Genomic DNA, 17,137 nt, shown 5'->3' on the forward strand with positions numbered 1-17,137 from the left:
GCTAAGTCATTTCTATTCGATATTAGTAATGCCAACAATGAAAAGACATTCTCAATTCTATTGTTTAATCTGTATTTTGGCCCACTTATTTCTAAGACATAGCATTCTTTTCTAGTAAAGGATTTGTAGAAATCAGTCTTTCGAATATTATCAAATGTGCTGTAATAAAATACAGCTGGTAAAAGAAATTAAACGAAAAACAAAGATAAGCGATGTTAACACGAACTCCTTTTTACGATCTTCATGAACAAGCCGGAGCAAAACTTATTAACTTTGGCGGATTTGAAATGCCCGTACAATATGACAGTATTCGCAAAGAACACAATGCGGTACGCGATCATGTGGGGATCTTTGATGTATCACATATGGGAGAGTTTTTTGTTTCCGGTGAAGAAGCAGAACAACTTATTCAATATGTAACTGTAAACGATGTATCAAAACTGGAGCCGGGCAAAGCGCAATATACTGCTATGTGTTACGAAGATGGTGGTATTGTTGATGATCTAATTGTATATATGTTGGAAGAAAACAATTATATGCTTGTCGTAAATGCATCTAATATTGAAAAAGATTTCAACTGGATAAAAGAGCATAATACATTTGATGCGGAGCTTGAAAATAAGTCAGATGACTATTGTTTACTAGCTGTTCAAGGGCCCAACTCAGTGAAGACATTACAGAAAATCACAGATAATGATCTGGAAGGAATTGGATTTTATCGTTTTGAGATTGGTAGTCTTGCAGGCTATGATGATGTGATCTTATCCGGAACGGGCTATACCGGTGAAAAAGGATTCGAACTGTATTTTAATAGAAATGATGTTGATCCTGTTAAAATATGGAATGCTATTTTAGAGTCAGGACAGGAGTTTGATATTGAACCTTGCGGGCTCGGGGCGCGCGATACCCTGCGTCTGGAAAAAGGGTATGCCCTTTATGGTAATGATATCACCAAAGACACTCATCCGCTGGAAGCACGAATGGGATGGTTAACCAAGATAGATAAAGGTGACTTTATCGGTCGTGATGCATTGAAAAAGGTAAAAGAGAATGGGTTGGAACGTAAACTGGTAGGGATTGTTATCGATGATAAGCGTTCTATTCCACGTAAGGGCTATGCCATTTTAGATAGGGATGGTAATGAAATTGGTTTTGTGACAAGTGGGTCACGATCTATTACCCTTGGCAAAAATATTGGTATGGGATATGTGGCTATTGATCACGCCGAGGAAGAGAATACGGTTTTTGTTGAAATCAGAAACAAAAAAGCCGAAGCAACGGTAGTAAAACCCCCGTTTGTTAAATAGAAGGCATATAGGTCTTATGGCCTGTAATTTTTTTAAAAGGTAATTGGTACGAGCTATTTATGATTGATTCACTTGACGTTTTTTCATCTGCCCATTCGTTCCAGGAAGAAGACCTTCGGGATAAAGCGGTGGTAATGATTGATGTATTGCGAGCCAGCTCAACGATGGTTACAGCACTGCATCACGGTGCAAAAGGAGTTATCCCGGTTGGTGATATGGGTGATGCAAGTAAAATATCGCACAACCTTGACTCTGAGAGCTTTTTGATGAGTGGTGAAAAGAATGGGATAAAAATTGATGGGTACGATTTTACCAACTCCCCGCTGGAACATACGGGTGAAGAAATCGTTAATAAGACTGTAATATTAAATACAACTAACGGTACAAAGGCAATAAGACGTTCGGGGCATGCTACTCAAATTATAGTAGGCGCCTTCCTGAATTTAAATACAATTGTTGATTACCTGCAGCAGATCGACGAAGAAGTAGTGTTGGTTTGTGCAGGCTGGCGTGGTCGACTCTCCTTTGAGGATTTACTTTGTGCTGGAAATATTATTTACGAACTTTGTTCGGGTAAGCTGCCTGTTAATGCACGCGATGCCGTAAAAGTGGCTTTTGGTCTTTATGAAAAATTTGCTGATGATATAGAAGGAAGTATTAAGTCATCAAATTACGCGGTGCGGTTGAAAGGTGTTGTCAGTGAAGAAGATATCTCTTATTGCTGTCAACGTAGTAAACTGCAGGTGCTTCCGATATTAAACGAAGGAATTATTTCAGATTTCAATGACAAAGAAAAATAGTTCGGGAAATTTTTTGGGAGGTCTTTCAGAATCCCGGAAGATGGAAATATTGGGGATTTTGACCATGGCTGTAGGTGGTCTGATAGGGCTTAGTATCATTAGTTATGATCCGGCAGACTTCACACTTATACAATCTCTTTCGAGTGATAGCCTATTTATGCTTGATCAGGGACCTGCCCTGCGTATTCAAAACTGGTTAGGCGTTATCGGCGCATATCTGGCCCACTTTTTTGTATATCTCCTTTTTGGATATATGAGTATTATTGTGCCCCTTATTATTTTGGGATATGGGTGGTTTATCTTTCGTGATCGCGATATTACCCAGATGCTGTGGCCCACCGTATATGGCATATGGAGTATGGTTTTGCTATCAAGCATACTCGGATGGTTTAATATCGAATATGATTGGTATTCTTCGGTATGGAATGGTTCTGCCGGTATTGCTATATCGCGGATTCTTCAGAATATAACCGGTATTGGCTCCATTATTATCCTTTCCGTATTGTTGCTTACTACGCTATTGGCACTGTTGGATCGTGACCTGCAACATACTGTTGAGCGATTCAAAGAATGGATTGCTGGTATTAAAGAATCTTTTGCAGACTGGAAGGAACATAGACAAGCCAAGAAAGAAGCTAAACAGGAAAAGAAGAAGCAGAAAGCAAAAGAAAAAGAGATTAAGCGACAACGCAGAGCTGAAAAAAGGAGCAAAACAAATTCCACTTCTTCAAAGTCAGAAACTAATTCCACTCCTGCTAAACAAGAAGAGGAGGAGTCTAAGCCTAAATCTATTGATGAAATTGTAGAACAGTCGCAGCAACAAGATCTTGAACGTATGCGGCGTGAGGAGGAAGAGGTTCAGTCTCTTGACCAACGTCCGCGGGCTGATATCGAGAAAAAGAAAATTGCAGAAGACGAAGAGGATGATGTAGATATTTCGGTATACGTCGGAGAAGGTGACGAGCAGGCCGATGAGAAAGAACTAGATAAACAGAATAAGGACAAAGCAAAGGAGGTACCTCGTGTCAAGTATAAGTTTCCAACGATAGACTTGCTTGACTCTCCGCCCAATGAAGGTAACGAGGTTGACCTAGAGGAGATAAAAGAGAATAAGCGTATTATTCTTGATAAGCTGAAACGCCACAATATTGAAATTCGAAGTATTAATGCTATTGTGGGCCCCACGGTTACACTTTATGAGTTGGACCCGGCTCCGGATGTAAAGATTAGTAAGATTGAAAGCTATGCCAATGACCTTAAGATGGCGACCGCGGCCAAAGGTTTGCGCATTATGGCACCCATACCGGGACGTTCTGCGGTCGGTATTGAAGTGCCGAATGGCGCCCGAGAGACTGTATTTATAAAGTCTGTTATCAACACAAAGAAATTTGTTGAAAGCGATCATGAACTGCCCCTGGCTTTTGGTAAGACCATTGAAAATGAAGTATTCATGGTAGACCTTACTAAGATGCCTCACTTGTTGATTGCAGGGGCTACAGGCTCTGGTAAAACGGTGGGTATGAATACAATCATTACCTGTTTGCTCTACAAGTGTCATCCGGATGATCTGAAATTTGTGATGATTGATCCTAAGAAAATTGAGCTTTCCCTATTCCAGAAGATAGAAGATCATTTTCTGGCCACACTTCCCGGGGCAGAAGAGCCTATTATTACAGAAACTTCTGCCGCCCAAGAAACGCTTGAAAGCCTTACTAAAGAGATGGATGAGCGCTATGATCTTCTTAAAGATGGGATGGTTCGTGATATACGAGCTTATAATAAAAAGTTTGATAACGGAGAGCTTAATGAAGAGGAAGGGCACCGGCACTTACCATATATCGTAGTACTTATAGATGAGCTGGCTGATTTGATGATGACGGCCGGGAAACAGATTGAAGAACCTATTGCTCGTCTGGCACAGCTGGCCCGGGCTGTTGGTATACATTTGGTAGTGGCGACGCAACGTCCGTCGGTAAATGTCATTACCGGTACTATAAAAGCGAACTTCCCGGGACGTATTGCCTATCAAGTAGCCTCTAAGGTAGACTCCAGAACAATTCTGGATACCGGAGGGGCCGACCAGCTGATTGGACGGGGGGATATGCTATTTACCAATGGAGGCGGTATGACTCGTATACAAAATGCTTTTGTTTCTACGGAAGAGGTCGAAGAGATTACCGACTTTATTGGAAAACAAAAAGGATATAATAAAAAGTACGAATTGCCTGTTTTACAAGACGAGTCTTCTTCAAGTGGCGATATTCCCGATCCGCTTGAAGATATCGATGAACTTTTTGAGGCCGCAGCTAAAGTTATTGTTTTGCATCAACAGGGGTCCGTATCTCTGTTGCAGCGTAAGCTTAAGATTGGATATAATCGGGCCGGGCGTATTGTGGACCAGTTATTCAACGCAGGTGTGGTAGGTCCTTACCAAGGGAGTACGGCGCGCGATGTATTGGTTGAAGATGAAGAAGAATTAGAACAGTTATTAGATGATCTGGACGAATTTGAACGGTAATATATTTCGATTCTTATTTGTAGTATGTTTTTTAACAGGATGTTCATTAACACTTAAAGCGCAAACCACTCATTTGGATAAGCTTAAACAAAAATTTGAGCAAGGTGATGTTTTTAAAGCGGCTTTTAGTCACGAATCCATAGATTCATATACGCAGGATACGGTATCAAGTCGCGGTAAAATATGGGTTGGTCAGCAACGGTATAAAATTAGTGGTAATAACCAGTTGGTAGTGGTTGACGGTCAAGTATCGATGGTGTATGATGACAGGAGAAACAGGGTGATTATAAGTAAATATGAACCCAAAGAAGACGATTTCGCTCCCTCTCGTATACTAAACGGCATTGATTCTACCTTTGCTATTAAAACTCAAGAAAAACAAGACAACCAGATATATATCCGTTTGGCTTCCGACGATCCTTTTGCGATATACAAAAAAGTAGAAATTTATCTTTCGTTAGCACTTGTCCCTCAAAAGATTCGTGCAGTTGATCCTGTTGATAATATTATTACAACTTGTTTTCGAAATGGGAAATTTATTGAAGCTCAAGAGGGGCTTTTCGTGTTGGATTATCCCCAGGGAGCAGAAGTTGTTGATATGCGTAACTAGCGTTCTAAAACGATTATAATGTATAAACGACTACTAAAAATAGGGCTCGCACTAATGTTGGGAGCTCTATTCATGTGGCTGGCATTTCGAAATGTTCGACTTCAGGAAGTTTGGGAATATTCAAAAGATATCCAGTTTGGATGGATTATCCCTTTCGGTATTTCTGCATTATGCAGTCATGTCTTTAGAGCTGAGCGGTGGCGCCTGCTTATTGAGCACGACAAAAAAGAACTCGATCGGGTTACATTAATATCCGGGGTGTTGGTGGGGTATCTGATGAATATTGTCGGACCACGCCTTGGTGAGGTTTCCCGACCGGTTTATGTCGGTAAGAAAGAAGGCCTGAGTACTTCGAAGCTGATGGGGACTATTGTGCTGGAGCGGATAATTGATGTAGTTGTTATGGGCATTTTGATGGTGGTTGTATCGGTCTATTTGATTTCAGATCTAAACCTGCTTAAGCAGATTTTTGGAGACCAAACGGTCAACTTTTTAACCAATGAATCTAGCCTAATCACTTATGGGTGGGTTGCTCTTTTTGTGTTGGTCATGATTGGCCTTGCTTATATTGGTCTAAAGTTGATACTCTATTTAGGTACAAAGTTCGAAGTTCTTCAGGAATGGATCGACCGGGCTAAAAATGTACTTATTATGTTTAAGGATGGGGTGTTGTCGGCTCGGCAAGTGCAACGGTGGTGGCTTTTTATAACTTTTACAGTTCTTATCTGGTTTTGTTATACCTTAATGACCTATATTCCTTTCTGGATGTTTGACATGCAGGAAATATATGATCTCGATATGATCGACGCTCTGGTAATAACAGTAATTTCTGCTATTGGTATTGCCATACCCTCACCGGGAGGTATTGGGACGTACCATTACTTTGTGAAACAATCGTTATTGGTACTTTTTGCAGTGCCCGCAGTAACAGGAGTTGCTTATGCTACTATAACACATGCAGGAATGGTGATTTTTGTGGCTAGTATTACTCCGATTTTCCTGTTTATTGACAAGTGGCGGTCGACTAAAGCCGGTGAACCGGTATTTTAACAATGTTCTATCCTTTTTTACGTTTATTGAAACAGATAGCAGCGGCTTTGGTATAAAACAGACAATTGAGGCATTAATCGTTGCAAAAAATTTGTACCTTAACACCGGATTTTCTTTGTATAAAATCATGCATCAAAATTTCATGAAACGCTCTTTTGTATCGGTATTTGTATTATTACTTACGTTAATAGCTGCAACAGCTGTTGAAGCTCAAGATCAGCAAGCCGAAGAGGGATCGCTCCTACCCGAAATTGACCCGCAAGATATTGAAATACGAAGTCAGTTTAAGGCAAGATTTCCGGGGTTACGTCGGCAGCCAATTCTCGGTTTTGATCCTACTCCTCGGGTTTACCAGGTAGATCCTAACCGTACTCCTTTTATGGAGTCAGCCGAGCAGGTAGTAGCAGATATGCCGGTAAGCAGTCTTTCGCGACCAGAAGCTCCGGGCTACGTACCCCTTCATTATTCTTCTGATATCAATTTATTTACTAGGGCTGGGATTGGCAGTTATATGAGTCCCGAAGTTGATTTTTGGGGGGTCAGCAGGCTTACCTCAAAAAGTTATATCGGTGGTGATCTAGACTATAGTTCATCGTCAGGTCATCTCGATATTCAAGAAAGTAGCTTCAGATTTATGAATGCCACGGGGGAATATGTTACGAAATTTAGCAGTAAAGATCGGTTGGCATTACAGCTTGGCGTTGAAAATAGTTTTAACCACATGCCTAATGTGCAGTGGTTGGCAGGGGCAGATAATGGCCGAAAAAAATATGGTGGTTTTCAGCTGGATGCTGATTTTGAGCACCTTAATAACTCCATTGCAGGGTGGCAGTTGCAGGCCAATATGCAGTATTATAAGATTGAGCTTACCGATGCCGGAAGCCAATATTCAGGATCTAGCCAGGAGGAGGTCTATAATGGTACAATTGCCAAGCGCTGGACGGGAGCCCATGTTAATGAAACCTTTACGGTAAAAGTTAATGCGAAGACTGGGAAATATGATAATAACTCTACGAACCCTCAAAATTGGGTAACAGCGCAGGCAGGTGTGGTATATGATCGACTCTTTAATTACAGTACAAAGGTCCATGCTGATGCCAGTGTATATTATGTGCAGGATGGATTTACCGATGGGATATATATCGGTCCCTCAGTGACAATTAAGCACCCATTTATGGAGATGTTGACGGTAACAATAAAGGCTGGAGCTGAACCATATCTGAATACCATACAGGAATTACATTCTGCCAATAGATTCTTAGCAGTAAATAATAACCTTCGTCATTCCTACGAAATAAATGGTTCATTTGAGGCAGAATTCGAGTACAATGAAATAGGATCGGTGAACTTTGGTTTCCAATACAAGAATATGAGCGATCACCCTATCTTTATACGCCAAGACGGTGGAAGGACGTTAGCCGGGGGGACATCGTTATATGATTTTTATAGAATAACCTATCTTGATGCGTATAAAATTCGAGCCTTTATTGGGGCGAGTCATCAAATTGTGCCGGAACAACTCTGGGTTGATGCAAGATTTTATATGCAGTCTCCACAACTTGAGGGAGGAGACCGTATCCCTTATGAAGAGAAACTAGGTTTTAAATCAGGGATACATTTTCGTCCAGTTGACCAGTTGTCAATAGAAGTTTGGGGCGATTATGTAGGATCACGGCAAACATTCCAAACGGATGAGAAATTAAGTGGCTACTTTATGCTGGGAAGTCGTGTTGATTATCAGATTACTGATCGTTTTGGTGCTTATGTTAAATTAGTAAATTTACTTAACCAAGAATATGAAGTTTGGCAGGGGTATGCCGAGCGTGCTTTTCAGGCGTATGGCGGTATAACAGTAAAACTATAAATGGTGATGGATAACGAATTTATAAAAGCATTTTCTGAAGTAGTACGCGAAGAAGTGATTCGCAAGAATGAGGTACAGGTTGACGGTATCGGTTCTTTCCAATTCGAGCACAGAAAACAATTTCAAAAACAACACGAAAACGGAAGAGTAGTAATGATGCCGCCCAAAGATACCATCAACTTTGAGCCGGAAAATAATTAGGAAACATGATCATCGATAAAGCACAATTGATAGAATTGCTCGTTGAAAAAACTGGTCTTGCTCAAGATCAGGTTGAAGGGCAGCTTTCACAATTAATCGAGCGTATCCAAGAAGCGGCCGAAGAAGGAAAGGCTTTTGAGATCGAAAATTTTGGTACTTTCGGTATGGAGGATGGGGTGCTACAGTTTACGCCAGCCGATAGGTTAGAAACGGAGATCAACAATAAGTATGCCGGTATGAAGCCTATAGAATTGATAGGTGCTTTTAAAGAACCGGAAGAGGGGGAGATACCTGATATTTCCGAGATGGCTCCCGAACAAAGTGAGAAAGCGTGGTCTTTTGACAAAGACAACGCAGAAGAAGAGAAACAACAGAAAGAAACGGTTCGCGAGCCGGAGGAAACAGAGATTGAGGAGGTCCCGGAGCAGAAACCCGCAATGGAAGAAGCCCAGGAAGAGTTTGAAGAGTTGGTTAATGCCGGGGAAAAAGAGTCTCAAAAATCTTCTCAAGGTTCGGAGAAAAAAACGGAAGAGAAGATTGTGGAAGAAAAGAAAGAAAAAGACCCCATTGGTCGTCTCTTAGTAGCTGCTGTAGTTATACTCGTAGTGGGCATAGGTAGCGTTTTAATGTACGATATGGGAATATTCCAAGAGTTGGGACGTAATAATACCCGTTCCCATTCTGAAATAAGTGACAATACATTGCCTGCTGAAAAAACAAAAGTAGAACAACCTGTGATTAGTTCGGAACCTGAGAACAAAGATCTTGTATCTAATGATGAGGCTGCTGGGGAAGCGCCACAGGATACTCAGCAAGGGTATGGATTGAAAGGCAACTTCAATCCCTCTGTAGATAATGGATATATGATTGTGGTACACTCCCTACAAAATAAGCAGCAAGCAGAGGCCAACAAACAACAGTTGGTAGAGAAAGGCTATCGAACATCCATTAATGAGGCAAATGTTAAGGGAACCCTCTATTATCGGGTAGGCATAGGGCAGTTTGAATCGATCGAAAATGCCCGGAAGGCAATTGAGAGAATTCCCGAGCCATATCGAAGCAATAACTTTATCAAACGAATTCAATAATTTCAGCAACTAGTCAACAAATTATGCAAGCGTTATTTTTTATTCTGATACAATCTCAGTCAGACACCACAACAGCTGCTGACACTTTAGGTTTAGCTGCTCAAGAAGAAAGCATGTCGATGTTTGAGCTACTCGCGGAAGGTGGAGTACTGATGATACCACTTTTTATTTTATCATTGGTAGCAATTTTTGTAATTGCTGAGCGCTGGCGTTCACTGAATAATTCCCGTATAGAAGTGGATGGTTTTTTACGCACGGTTGGCAGTATGCTTAAGGATGGCGATCGCCAGCGTGCCCTTACCTATTGTGATGGTATTGATAAACCCTTGGCCCGTATTCTGAAAGCCGGTATCCGGAGGTTGGGTCGTTCTATCCGTGATATCGAAGATGCTATTCATAATGCCGGGAAAAAAGAGATCTATCACTTAGAAAAACGAATGAACTGGTTGGCTACTATTGCCGGTGTTGCCCCTCTCATTGGTTTTACCGGAACGGTTACAGGGATGATTGAGGCCTTTATGGATATCCAGTCGCTACAGGGTAACGTAAATCCCAGCGTGTTGGCCGGTGGTATCTGGGAAGCACTTATTACTACCGCAACTGGGTTAATTGTTGGAATTATTGCATATGGATTTTATAACTTCTTGCTCGGTAAAATAAATAGGACGGTTCATGAGTTAGAAAATGCTTCGGCCGATTTTATTGATATGCTGCAGGCCCCTTCAAAAAATGAAAATAACAAAGAGCGACAGAAGGTAGGATAATGGATTTTAGAGAAGATAATGATCGCATGGAGCCGTTGACGTTGTTTTCACAGTCGTCATTAACGGATATTGTACTATTGCTACTTATTTTCTTTCTATTGACATCCTCCTTTGTTACCAACTTTGGCATCAAAGTTGATATTCCTAAAGCTGAAACTGGAGCACAAACTGAATCTCAGATGATTACGGTGGCAGTAACAAAAGAAGGTGAGTTTTTTGTTAATGGAGAACTTACAAGCAGTGGTATGCTTGCTTCGGCTTTGCGCAAAGAAAAGTCAGATAAAGGACAAAGTACCCTTGTATTACGAGCCGATAAAGAAGCAATAATCGATAATGCTGTACGGGTAATGAATATAGCAAAAGCATTAGAGCTCAAAATTGTGATGGCTACCGAACAGGCTTCGAGGTAAAAAGGAACGAGCTAGACTATGAAGCTTCCAAAATTTAAAGAAGAAGATCAATTTGCCCTAACTGTAACAGGTGGGGTGCATATTATTCTGGTATTATTTTTTCTCTTTTATACTTTTTCCATAGAAGCTAATGTGCGTCCTTCCTTCATTGAGGTTGAATTTGGGGAGTTCCAGTCGGGTACGCCAACCCAAAACGCCGAACAAAAAGCGGAACAGGTAGAGACTCGTCCTAATCCTTCAGAGACAGAACCTGAAGAACCTGAGCCCGAAACCCCCGATCCCGTTGAAGAGCAAAAGTCAACTACTGAAGAAACAACTAAACCGGTGGATGTTCCTGACCAAAAGGAGGAGGTGCAAGAAGAAGAGGTTAAAACCCCGGAAACGGATAAGGTAGATCCACAAAAAGAAACTTCTACAGAAGAAAAAGAAGAAGTGACCGTTCCGCCTAAAACTGAAAAAGATGAAGTACAACAAGAAGGAGTGAAGAGGAGCGGAGATAAAGAAGGGAATACCGGTGAACGGAACACAGACCAAGGGACCGGTAATGAACAGGAGAAGTCGGCTCCCTATGAATTGAAGTGGGAGGGAGATATCGAACGAAACCCGATGGTACAGCCGCTCCCTACTAATACAACGGATGCAGAGGCTACCATAACCATACGGTTTGAGGTCAAGCCTGATGGTACTGTTGGGCGTATCATTCCACTCAAGAAGATGAATCCGGAATTGGAACGTGAAGTGATGAAAACCTTGCGTAGCTGGCGCTTTTCAAAACTACCATCCGGGGTACCGCAGCAATCTCAGTGGGGAACCATTACTTTCCGCTTTGTTTTAGAATAATATAAGTTCCAGCTTATCTTATTATTTGTTGTTCTAATTTGAAGTGATAAAAATATGTTGCTGCTGAAAAATAGTAGTTACTAGATATAGCTTTTTCCGTATAGCATAGTTGATGCAGGAAAAAGGTGTTGTTATGCACCTTTGCTAACAACAAGAAATTTGGACCCTAAGGCAGATAAAAGTTGTATTCTGCCGCACTTGTAGCTTGAGTAAACTGAAGTGTTGACATAACCTACCTATTACAATGAGTATCTAATCCATACACTGTATAATGCTTCTTTTTTTGACAATGATGCAAAAGTTTATCGTAAGAAGGTTGAAAGCTAATTTTTAAAAACCCTACCTATACCTTATCCTATTAAACAACCTCTAATCCTTATTTTTTGCTATCAACTAGCGATTTTTTTTCTCTTAATTCGATAGTTGAGAAAGCGAGATATACTTTTACTGTTTTATATTGTAATTTTTGAGAACTAGTGTAATAACTTTAGAGCGTTGACCATTATAAATGCCCCCGTTGACTTTGTATATTAAGCGTTTTGTTCTTCTAATTCTTCAATAGCTTTAATCAAGGGTTCTACACTTCCTCTTTTTAAACGATTATTAACTGCTTGAGGGGTGATGTCAAGATGTTCCGCAATCATTTTTTGAGATACATCCGCATCGATCATCATTTTCAATACCTTTTTTTCGGCTTTATTTCTATTTCTTTTTTGCATTTCTTTAAATTTAAACAAAGTTTATTAATAAATTAACATGTAAATTCATCAGTTCACACATTGTGAACATATATAATACAATTATTAAACGAAAGTGAATACTATATTAGAACGTATTAAGAAAGTCTATCGTTTGGAGACAGATGCAGATTTAGCGGATTTTTTAGGAATGAATCCGAGTACCCTTAGTATGCAGAAAAACAGGGGGCGAGTAAATTTGAGGCTAATCATCGATAAATGCCGGGATATTAATCTGAATTGGCTTCTTCATGGTGAAGGTCCTATGCGATTGTCAGAAAATGGAAAGGGAAGCATACAGATACCCGTATTCTCAGAAGCAATGTTACCTTTAGATGGGAATGGCTCTTTAAAAAATGAATACAAAATTGGTTGGCTTTCTGCAGGGGGGGAATTGTTAGAAAAGTTAAATATTGATAATTCTACTGAAAGCCTATTAGGGTACGTTATCTCAGATTATCCAATTCCTCCTATTCTTACTAAAAATGATATTGCAATATTTAATAAGACTGACAGAAGAATTGAAGAAGGAATTTATCTAGTTTCTATTAGTAATAAGTTGGTATGTGGTCGTGTCCAAAAGAGTTCATCGAATAATTATATCATACAGAACCCAAGATTAGAGGCCGATCCTGTTATTTTAGAAGCTGGAGAAAATAAAAGTAATATTTTAGGTAAAATGGTATGGGCTATGCAGAAGAAAACATGATTCCACAGTTGATATTATCAATATTCTGGCATATTGTTTAGTTACCTGAATAAGGTTGTATTTTTGAGTTCATTATGAACGTTGTTGAAAAGAGGTAGAGCTATAATTATTACAGGACTCTTTTCTATTCTTAACGAGGACAAATTAATTTACTTCTTATTAATAAAGGATATGCTGATGGAATTTAAGCGGGTATTAATTATAGGATTACTGTTTTTTTCAGGTTTTGAAATTGGAAATACCCAACCAACAATATATTCGAAAGAAAAGCAGATTGATGCTGCTACAATTGTTGCTCCTGATGCTAAAAGGGGAAGTGCAACAATTTTCGGTTATAATAAAGCTGGTGAGCTCATCAAGCTTAGAGAAGGAGATAACTCATTAGTGTGTATAGCTGACGATCCTAAGCAGTCCAACTTTCATGTAGCATGTTACCATAAAGATCTTGAGCAATTTATGAAGCGGGGACGCGAGTTACGCGCCAAAGGTTATTCTCGGAAAAAAGTAGATAGCCTTCGTAAAGTTGAAATTGATAAGGGTAGTCTTTCTTTGCCTCGTAAGCCGATGGCATTGTATTCAATATCTGGTTCTGCAGATGCTTTTGATTATAATTCGGGGACATTAAAAAAAGCTTCTCCTTTGTATGTAGTATATGTTCCCTACGCTACGGAAGAGTCAACGGGTTTATCGCAAAAACCTGCAATTAAGGGAGCTCCCTGGCTTATGGAACCAGGCACGCCGTGGGCACATATCATGGTTACTACAGGACGGAAGATTGGTAATGATATGGACTGAATGAATTAAGCGATTTATAAGAGATGGTAAATTCATACTCATCCTAAATTCTGCTATCACAGTTGGTATTCTCCCAGATAGATAGTTTCCGTTTGATACAGAAAGGTTATAGCAATAATCATTAAAAAAGCGACCGGTAACCCGGTCGCTTTTTATTTTTGAGAACTAAATAGAGAAGTGTTTAGCCTTCTTGACTAGTAGATTCTTCAGAAGACGCTCCAGATCCTTCTACATTTAGCATTCCTTTCATGCCTGCTGCATAGTGTCCCGCAAAAGAGCAGATATATTCATAGTCGCCAGGCTCTTCAGGTGCGGTGAAAGTAACTTCTACGGTCTCACCTCCTGCGGCAAGTCCGGTCTGAGCAATAATTTGATTTTCTTTATCAGCAGGGATGTAATCATTGTCTTTGGCTTGTGCTGCTGCTGTTGCAAATGCTTGTCCATCAGCTCCCATTGTAAGCAATATCCAGTTGTGGGCCATTGCGTTAGCAGGCAAACTACTTTTAGTAATCAGTCGAATGCGAATTTCTTCACCCGGTTCAGCTGAGATGCTTTCAAGTAGTAACATTCCATCACCACCAACAGCATCACCAACCGTAATTCCTTCTTGGTTATCATCAACTACAAATTTCATCTGATCAATGCCAGTAATTTCAATAGTACGGACATCGTCGGCCGCCATTTCGGTTGTTTCAGATTCAGTAGAAGTGTTGGTTTCCTTTTGATCACTTGATTCTCCTCCGCATCCAATAAAGAGTATAAGGGTAAATGCTAAAAGTGTGTTTAATAACTTCATAATATGTGTGCGTTGATTGATTTGAAATTATGTTATAGAATTATAACAACTGATTTTTACAAAGCATTCAAGTTACACAATATGTAATGAGGATACGAAATATTGTTCCCTTAAAAATTATGTTAATTTAAGGGAGTCTGAGGGTAGTAAGAAAAAAGAGACCAAGAGTTTAACTCTGGTCCCTTTGCAGTAAATGAGATTAATAAATCAATTAAAGTATAGTGAAACAGTACCTCCGGAAGTGTATGCAGAAACTTTGGGTCCACCACCGTTAAGCTTACCCTTGATTTCGTCTCTTTCAACTTCGCCGGAGAAGTTATTAAGATCAGTATGTACATAACTACCTCTAAGATCCAGATCTAACCCAATATTATTTGGAACGGATAGATCGATGTTGCCACCGCTGGTATGAAGGTCAACAAGTTGATCGATGGAAGCTAAGTCTGCTGTAATACTTCCACCACTGGTACTTGCCTTAACTGGCCCTTGAATATTGGTAAGTTTAATATGTCCGCCACTGGTTTTGACATTTAATTTACCAATTGAGTTAATTGCATCAATATGTCCACCACTGGTTCGCGCTTTGAGGCCTCCTTTTGTATCGGAGATCTCTATATGTCCTCCTGAGGTTCTGGCATTTATACTCCCATCCAGATCTGCCAGTTCAAGATGTCCGCCACTGGTTGATATTTGTTGATCTCCTTTTAAACCTCTAATACTGATATGTCCACCACTGGTTTTAAGATCAGTACTCATTTCATGCGGGCTGTAAACAACAAATGAAATTGAGGGGTTGTTGTTACTACTAAATAGCTTCCACCCGGAGGATCTTTTACGTTTGGCTATAGCTTGAAGAGAGTTTCCAGACTGGGAGACGTCAATATCCCAGTTTTCAAGGTCAATATCTTCTGGTAAAAGGTTATTTCCATTTTTTGTCACGTACATCTCTATGCGAGCTTTAGTTGTAGAAGTACCCTTTACCGTAATGTGCCCCCCCGATGTCTTAACATTAAGCTCTCCGGGGGTACTCACATTAAAGGTATCAACACGGTATGGTTCATTTTGAGTTTGTATTGATAGAGGAGTTGCAAAAGCGGCACTCATCAGAGTTAAGGTCAGGATGAGGGCAAAAAAGAATGCAAGAGCGACTTTTATAATATAATTTTTCCGACTAGTCATAATATCACCTGGTGTAAATTGGTATCTGGTATTCAACACTAGACTACGGGTTTAATTGCAAATGTGTTTCATAAAATTGTTTTTAAGCTTGTTTTGGGTAGGAGAGATGCTTTCAATTCATTATTTTCTGACAGCTCCAAAATCAGATTAATATATAGATAGCACACAATGAAGTTACCATTTGCTCTTGCAAAGCGATTTGTAGCCGGCGAATCATTTGAAGACGCCGCTCCGAAAGTTGAAAAGTTAAATAATAAGGAAATTAAAATTACGCTCGATCTTCTCGGAGAAAATGTAGAGGATCGTGATACCGCTGATGAAACGGTGGAAAGTTATATTGATCTGCTCAAAAGTATTAATGAAGCAGGTCTGGATAGTACAATTTCTATTAAGCTTACAATGATGGGGCTCGATATCGATTATGCCTATTGTAAAGATAACCTGTTTCAGTTACTGGAAGTAGCCCGAGAAAACGACCAGTTTGTCCGTATTGATATGGAGGGTACTGATTATACTCAGGTGACGATTGATCTTTTTAAAGAAGCTTTTGAAGAGTTTGGAAAGCATGTAGGAATTGTAATTCAGGCTTATCTGTATCGCACAAAAGAGGATATTGAGGATCTGGCTGAATTGGGGGCTGATGTTCGGATCTGTAAAGGAGCATATAGTGAGCCGGCAGACCTGGCAATCCAGGATATGGACAAAATTCGGGAAGCCTATAAAGAGTATACCAAGGTTTTGCTCGAGAAAACCGATTACCCCAGAATTGCTACCCATGATGATGAGATTATTAACTGGGTCAAGAGATATACCAAACAGCATGACATTGGAAAAGATCGCTTTGAATTTCAGATGCTTTATGGCTTACGTCAAGAGACCATGGAAGAATTTGTAGAGGACGGCTATAATGCCCGAATTTATGTTCCCTTTGGTACCATGTGGTTCCCTTATTTTAAGCGACGATTGATGGAAAGGAAAGAGAATATCTGGTTTGTTCTTTCAACAATGTTCAAGAAGTAAATTATGGGTATTTCACCAGGAATCCATCGATATGTAATAGCAGCAGCATTTTTTACAATTGGTATTTTGCATTTTGTAAGGCCTCAATTTTTTTTACGCATTGTTCCTGATTTTATTCCTTACCATTTGGCAATGGTTTATATCAGTGGGGCTGCAGAGGTGTTGGGTGGAATAGGAATATTGGTTACCCAAACTAGAACCTGGGCGGCATGGGGTTTGATACTGTTATTGGTTGCCGTTTTTCCTGCTAATATAAATATGACAGTAATGTCGGTACAAGAGTCGGGCTATACATCATGGTATAGTGTTGCTACAATACTTCGACTGCCGTTACAATTCGTGCTTATGTATTGGGTCTATTGGGCTTGTTTGCGCTAAGAGTTTCTTGTTTTCGCTTCATAGTATTTATTCCGTTACATTTCGTCCATGTTTGATTCCCATAAGAGCAT

Annotated in this window: 18 protein-coding genes; 15 read left to right on the forward strand and 3 right to left on the reverse strand. The window is 40.0% G+C overall.

Translation table 11 applies throughout. The features are described 5' to 3' along the window. Window positions 1-212: 212 nt before the first annotated feature. From gcvT to FCN14_RS10350, 11 genes are all read left to right on the forward strand, one after another. The gene (gene gcvT, locus FCN14_RS10300; RefSeq protein WP_138431196.1) at window positions 213-1,307 is read left to right on the forward strand and encodes a glycine cleavage system aminomethyltransferase GcvT; all 1,095 of its coding nucleotides are present in this window, start codon (window positions 213-215) and stop codon (window positions 1,305-1,307) included. A gap of 59 nt (window positions 1,308-1,366) precedes the next feature. Beyond that, complete coding sequence (locus FCN14_RS10305) at window positions 1,367-2,107, forward strand: 2-phosphosulfolactate phosphatase (protein ID WP_138431197.1); 741 nt, start codon at window positions 1,367-1,369, stop codon at window positions 2,105-2,107. After that, complete coding sequence (locus FCN14_RS10310; protein WP_138431198.1) at window positions 2,091-4,625, forward strand: DNA translocase FtsK; 2,535 nt, start codon at window positions 2,091-2,093, stop codon at window positions 4,623-4,625. The genes FCN14_RS10305 and FCN14_RS10310 overlap by 17 nt, the downstream gene beginning before the upstream one ends. Next, the gene (locus tag FCN14_RS10315; protein WP_138431199.1) at window positions 4,600-5,235 is read left to right on the forward strand and encodes a LolA family protein; all 636 of its coding nucleotides are present in this window, start codon (window positions 4,600-4,602) and stop codon (window positions 5,233-5,235) included. The genes FCN14_RS10310 and FCN14_RS10315 overlap by 26 nt, the downstream gene beginning before the upstream one ends. 18 nt (window positions 5,236-5,253) lie before the next feature. Next, entirely contained in the window at window positions 5,254-6,285 is a 1,032-nt protein-coding gene (locus FCN14_RS10320; protein WP_138431200.1) for a lysylphosphatidylglycerol synthase transmembrane domain-containing protein, read from the forward strand. 142 nt (window positions 6,286-6,427) lie between these two features. Further along, a complete protein-coding gene (locus FCN14_RS10325; RefSeq protein WP_138431201.1) occupies window positions 6,428-8,149 on the forward strand; it encodes a TonB-dependent receptor in 1,722 nt (573 codons plus the stop codon). A 6-nt stretch (window positions 8,150-8,155) separates the two neighbouring features. After that, window positions 8,156-8,350: an HU family DNA-binding protein gene (locus FCN14_RS10330; RefSeq protein ID WP_171032885.1), complete on the forward strand. Its 195-nt coding sequence runs from the start codon at window positions 8,156-8,158 to the stop codon at window positions 8,348-8,350. 5 nt (window positions 8,351-8,355) lie between these two features. Continuing rightward, entirely contained in the window at window positions 8,356-9,438 is a 1,083-nt protein-coding gene (locus FCN14_RS10335) for an SPOR domain-containing protein (RefSeq protein WP_138431203.1), read from the forward strand. A 23-nt stretch (window positions 9,439-9,461) separates the two neighbouring features. After that, complete coding sequence (locus FCN14_RS10340; RefSeq protein ID WP_138431204.1) at window positions 9,462-10,202, forward strand: MotA/TolQ/ExbB proton channel family protein; 741 nt, start codon at window positions 9,462-9,464, stop codon at window positions 10,200-10,202. Then, window positions 10,202-10,612, forward strand: coding sequence for an ExbD/TolR family protein (locus FCN14_RS10345; RefSeq protein ID WP_138431205.1), 411 nt, complete (start codon window positions 10,202-10,204; stop codon window positions 10,610-10,612). Before FCN14_RS10340 ends, FCN14_RS10345 begins: the two co-directional genes overlap by 1 nt. 18 nt (window positions 10,613-10,630) lie before the next feature. Beyond that, entirely contained in the window at window positions 10,631-11,452 is an 822-nt protein-coding gene (locus FCN14_RS10350; protein WP_138431206.1) for an energy transducer TonB family protein, read from the forward strand. 530 nt (window positions 11,453-11,982) lie between these two features. Here the strand turns inward: FCN14_RS10350 and FCN14_RS10355 are convergent. After that, window positions 11,983-12,189, reverse strand: a complete 207-nt coding sequence (locus FCN14_RS10355) for a winged helix-turn-helix transcriptional regulator (RefSeq protein WP_138431207.1) — start codon at window positions 12,187-12,189, stop codon at window positions 11,983-11,985. Between the two features lie 76 nt (window positions 12,190-12,265). Between FCN14_RS10355 and FCN14_RS10360 the strand changes: the two genes are divergently transcribed. After that, window positions 12,266-12,898, forward strand: coding sequence for a helix-turn-helix domain-containing protein (locus tag FCN14_RS10360; RefSeq protein ID WP_138431208.1), 633 nt, complete (start codon window positions 12,266-12,268; stop codon window positions 12,896-12,898). 177 nt (window positions 12,899-13,075) lie between these two features. After that, window positions 13,076-13,693: a hypothetical protein gene (locus tag FCN14_RS10365; protein WP_138431209.1), complete on the forward strand. Its 618-nt coding sequence runs from the start codon at window positions 13,076-13,078 to the stop codon at window positions 13,691-13,693. Window positions 13,694-13,874: 181 nt separating this feature from the next. On the opposite strand, the gene FCN14_RS10370 is transcribed toward FCN14_RS10365, so the two are convergent. Together FCN14_RS10370 and FCN14_RS10375 are read right to left on the reverse strand one after the other, a co-directional pair. After that, window positions 13,875-14,489 carry a plastocyanin/azurin family copper-binding protein gene (locus tag FCN14_RS10370; protein ID WP_138431210.1) on the reverse strand — a complete coding sequence of 205 codons (615 nt, stop codon included), beginning with the start codon at window positions 14,487-14,489 and terminating at the stop codon, window positions 13,875-13,877. A 207-nt stretch (window positions 14,490-14,696) separates the two neighbouring features. Beyond that, on the reverse strand, window positions 14,697-15,668 hold the full coding sequence (locus tag FCN14_RS10375) for a DUF4097 family beta strand repeat-containing protein (protein ID WP_138431211.1): 972 nt from the start codon (window positions 15,666-15,668) through the stop codon (window positions 14,697-14,699). Between the two features lie 168 nt (window positions 15,669-15,836). Between FCN14_RS10375 and FCN14_RS10380 the strand changes: the two genes are divergently transcribed. Then, complete coding sequence (locus tag FCN14_RS10380) at window positions 15,837-16,688, forward strand: proline dehydrogenase family protein (protein ID WP_138431212.1); 852 nt, start codon at window positions 15,837-15,839, stop codon at window positions 16,686-16,688. 3 nt (window positions 16,689-16,691) lie between these two features. Next, on the forward strand, window positions 16,692-17,066 hold the full coding sequence (locus tag FCN14_RS10385; RefSeq protein ID WP_138431213.1) for a DoxX family protein: 375 nt from the start codon (window positions 16,692-16,694) through the stop codon (window positions 17,064-17,066). The last annotated feature ends 71 nt before the right edge of the window (window positions 17,067-17,137 follow it).

The sequence above is a fragment of the Fodinibius saliphilus genome, assembly GCF_005869845.1.
In the GTDB taxonomy this organism is placed as follows: Bacteria; Bacteroidota; Rhodothermia; order Balneolales; family Balneolaceae; genus Fodinibius; species Fodinibius saliphilus.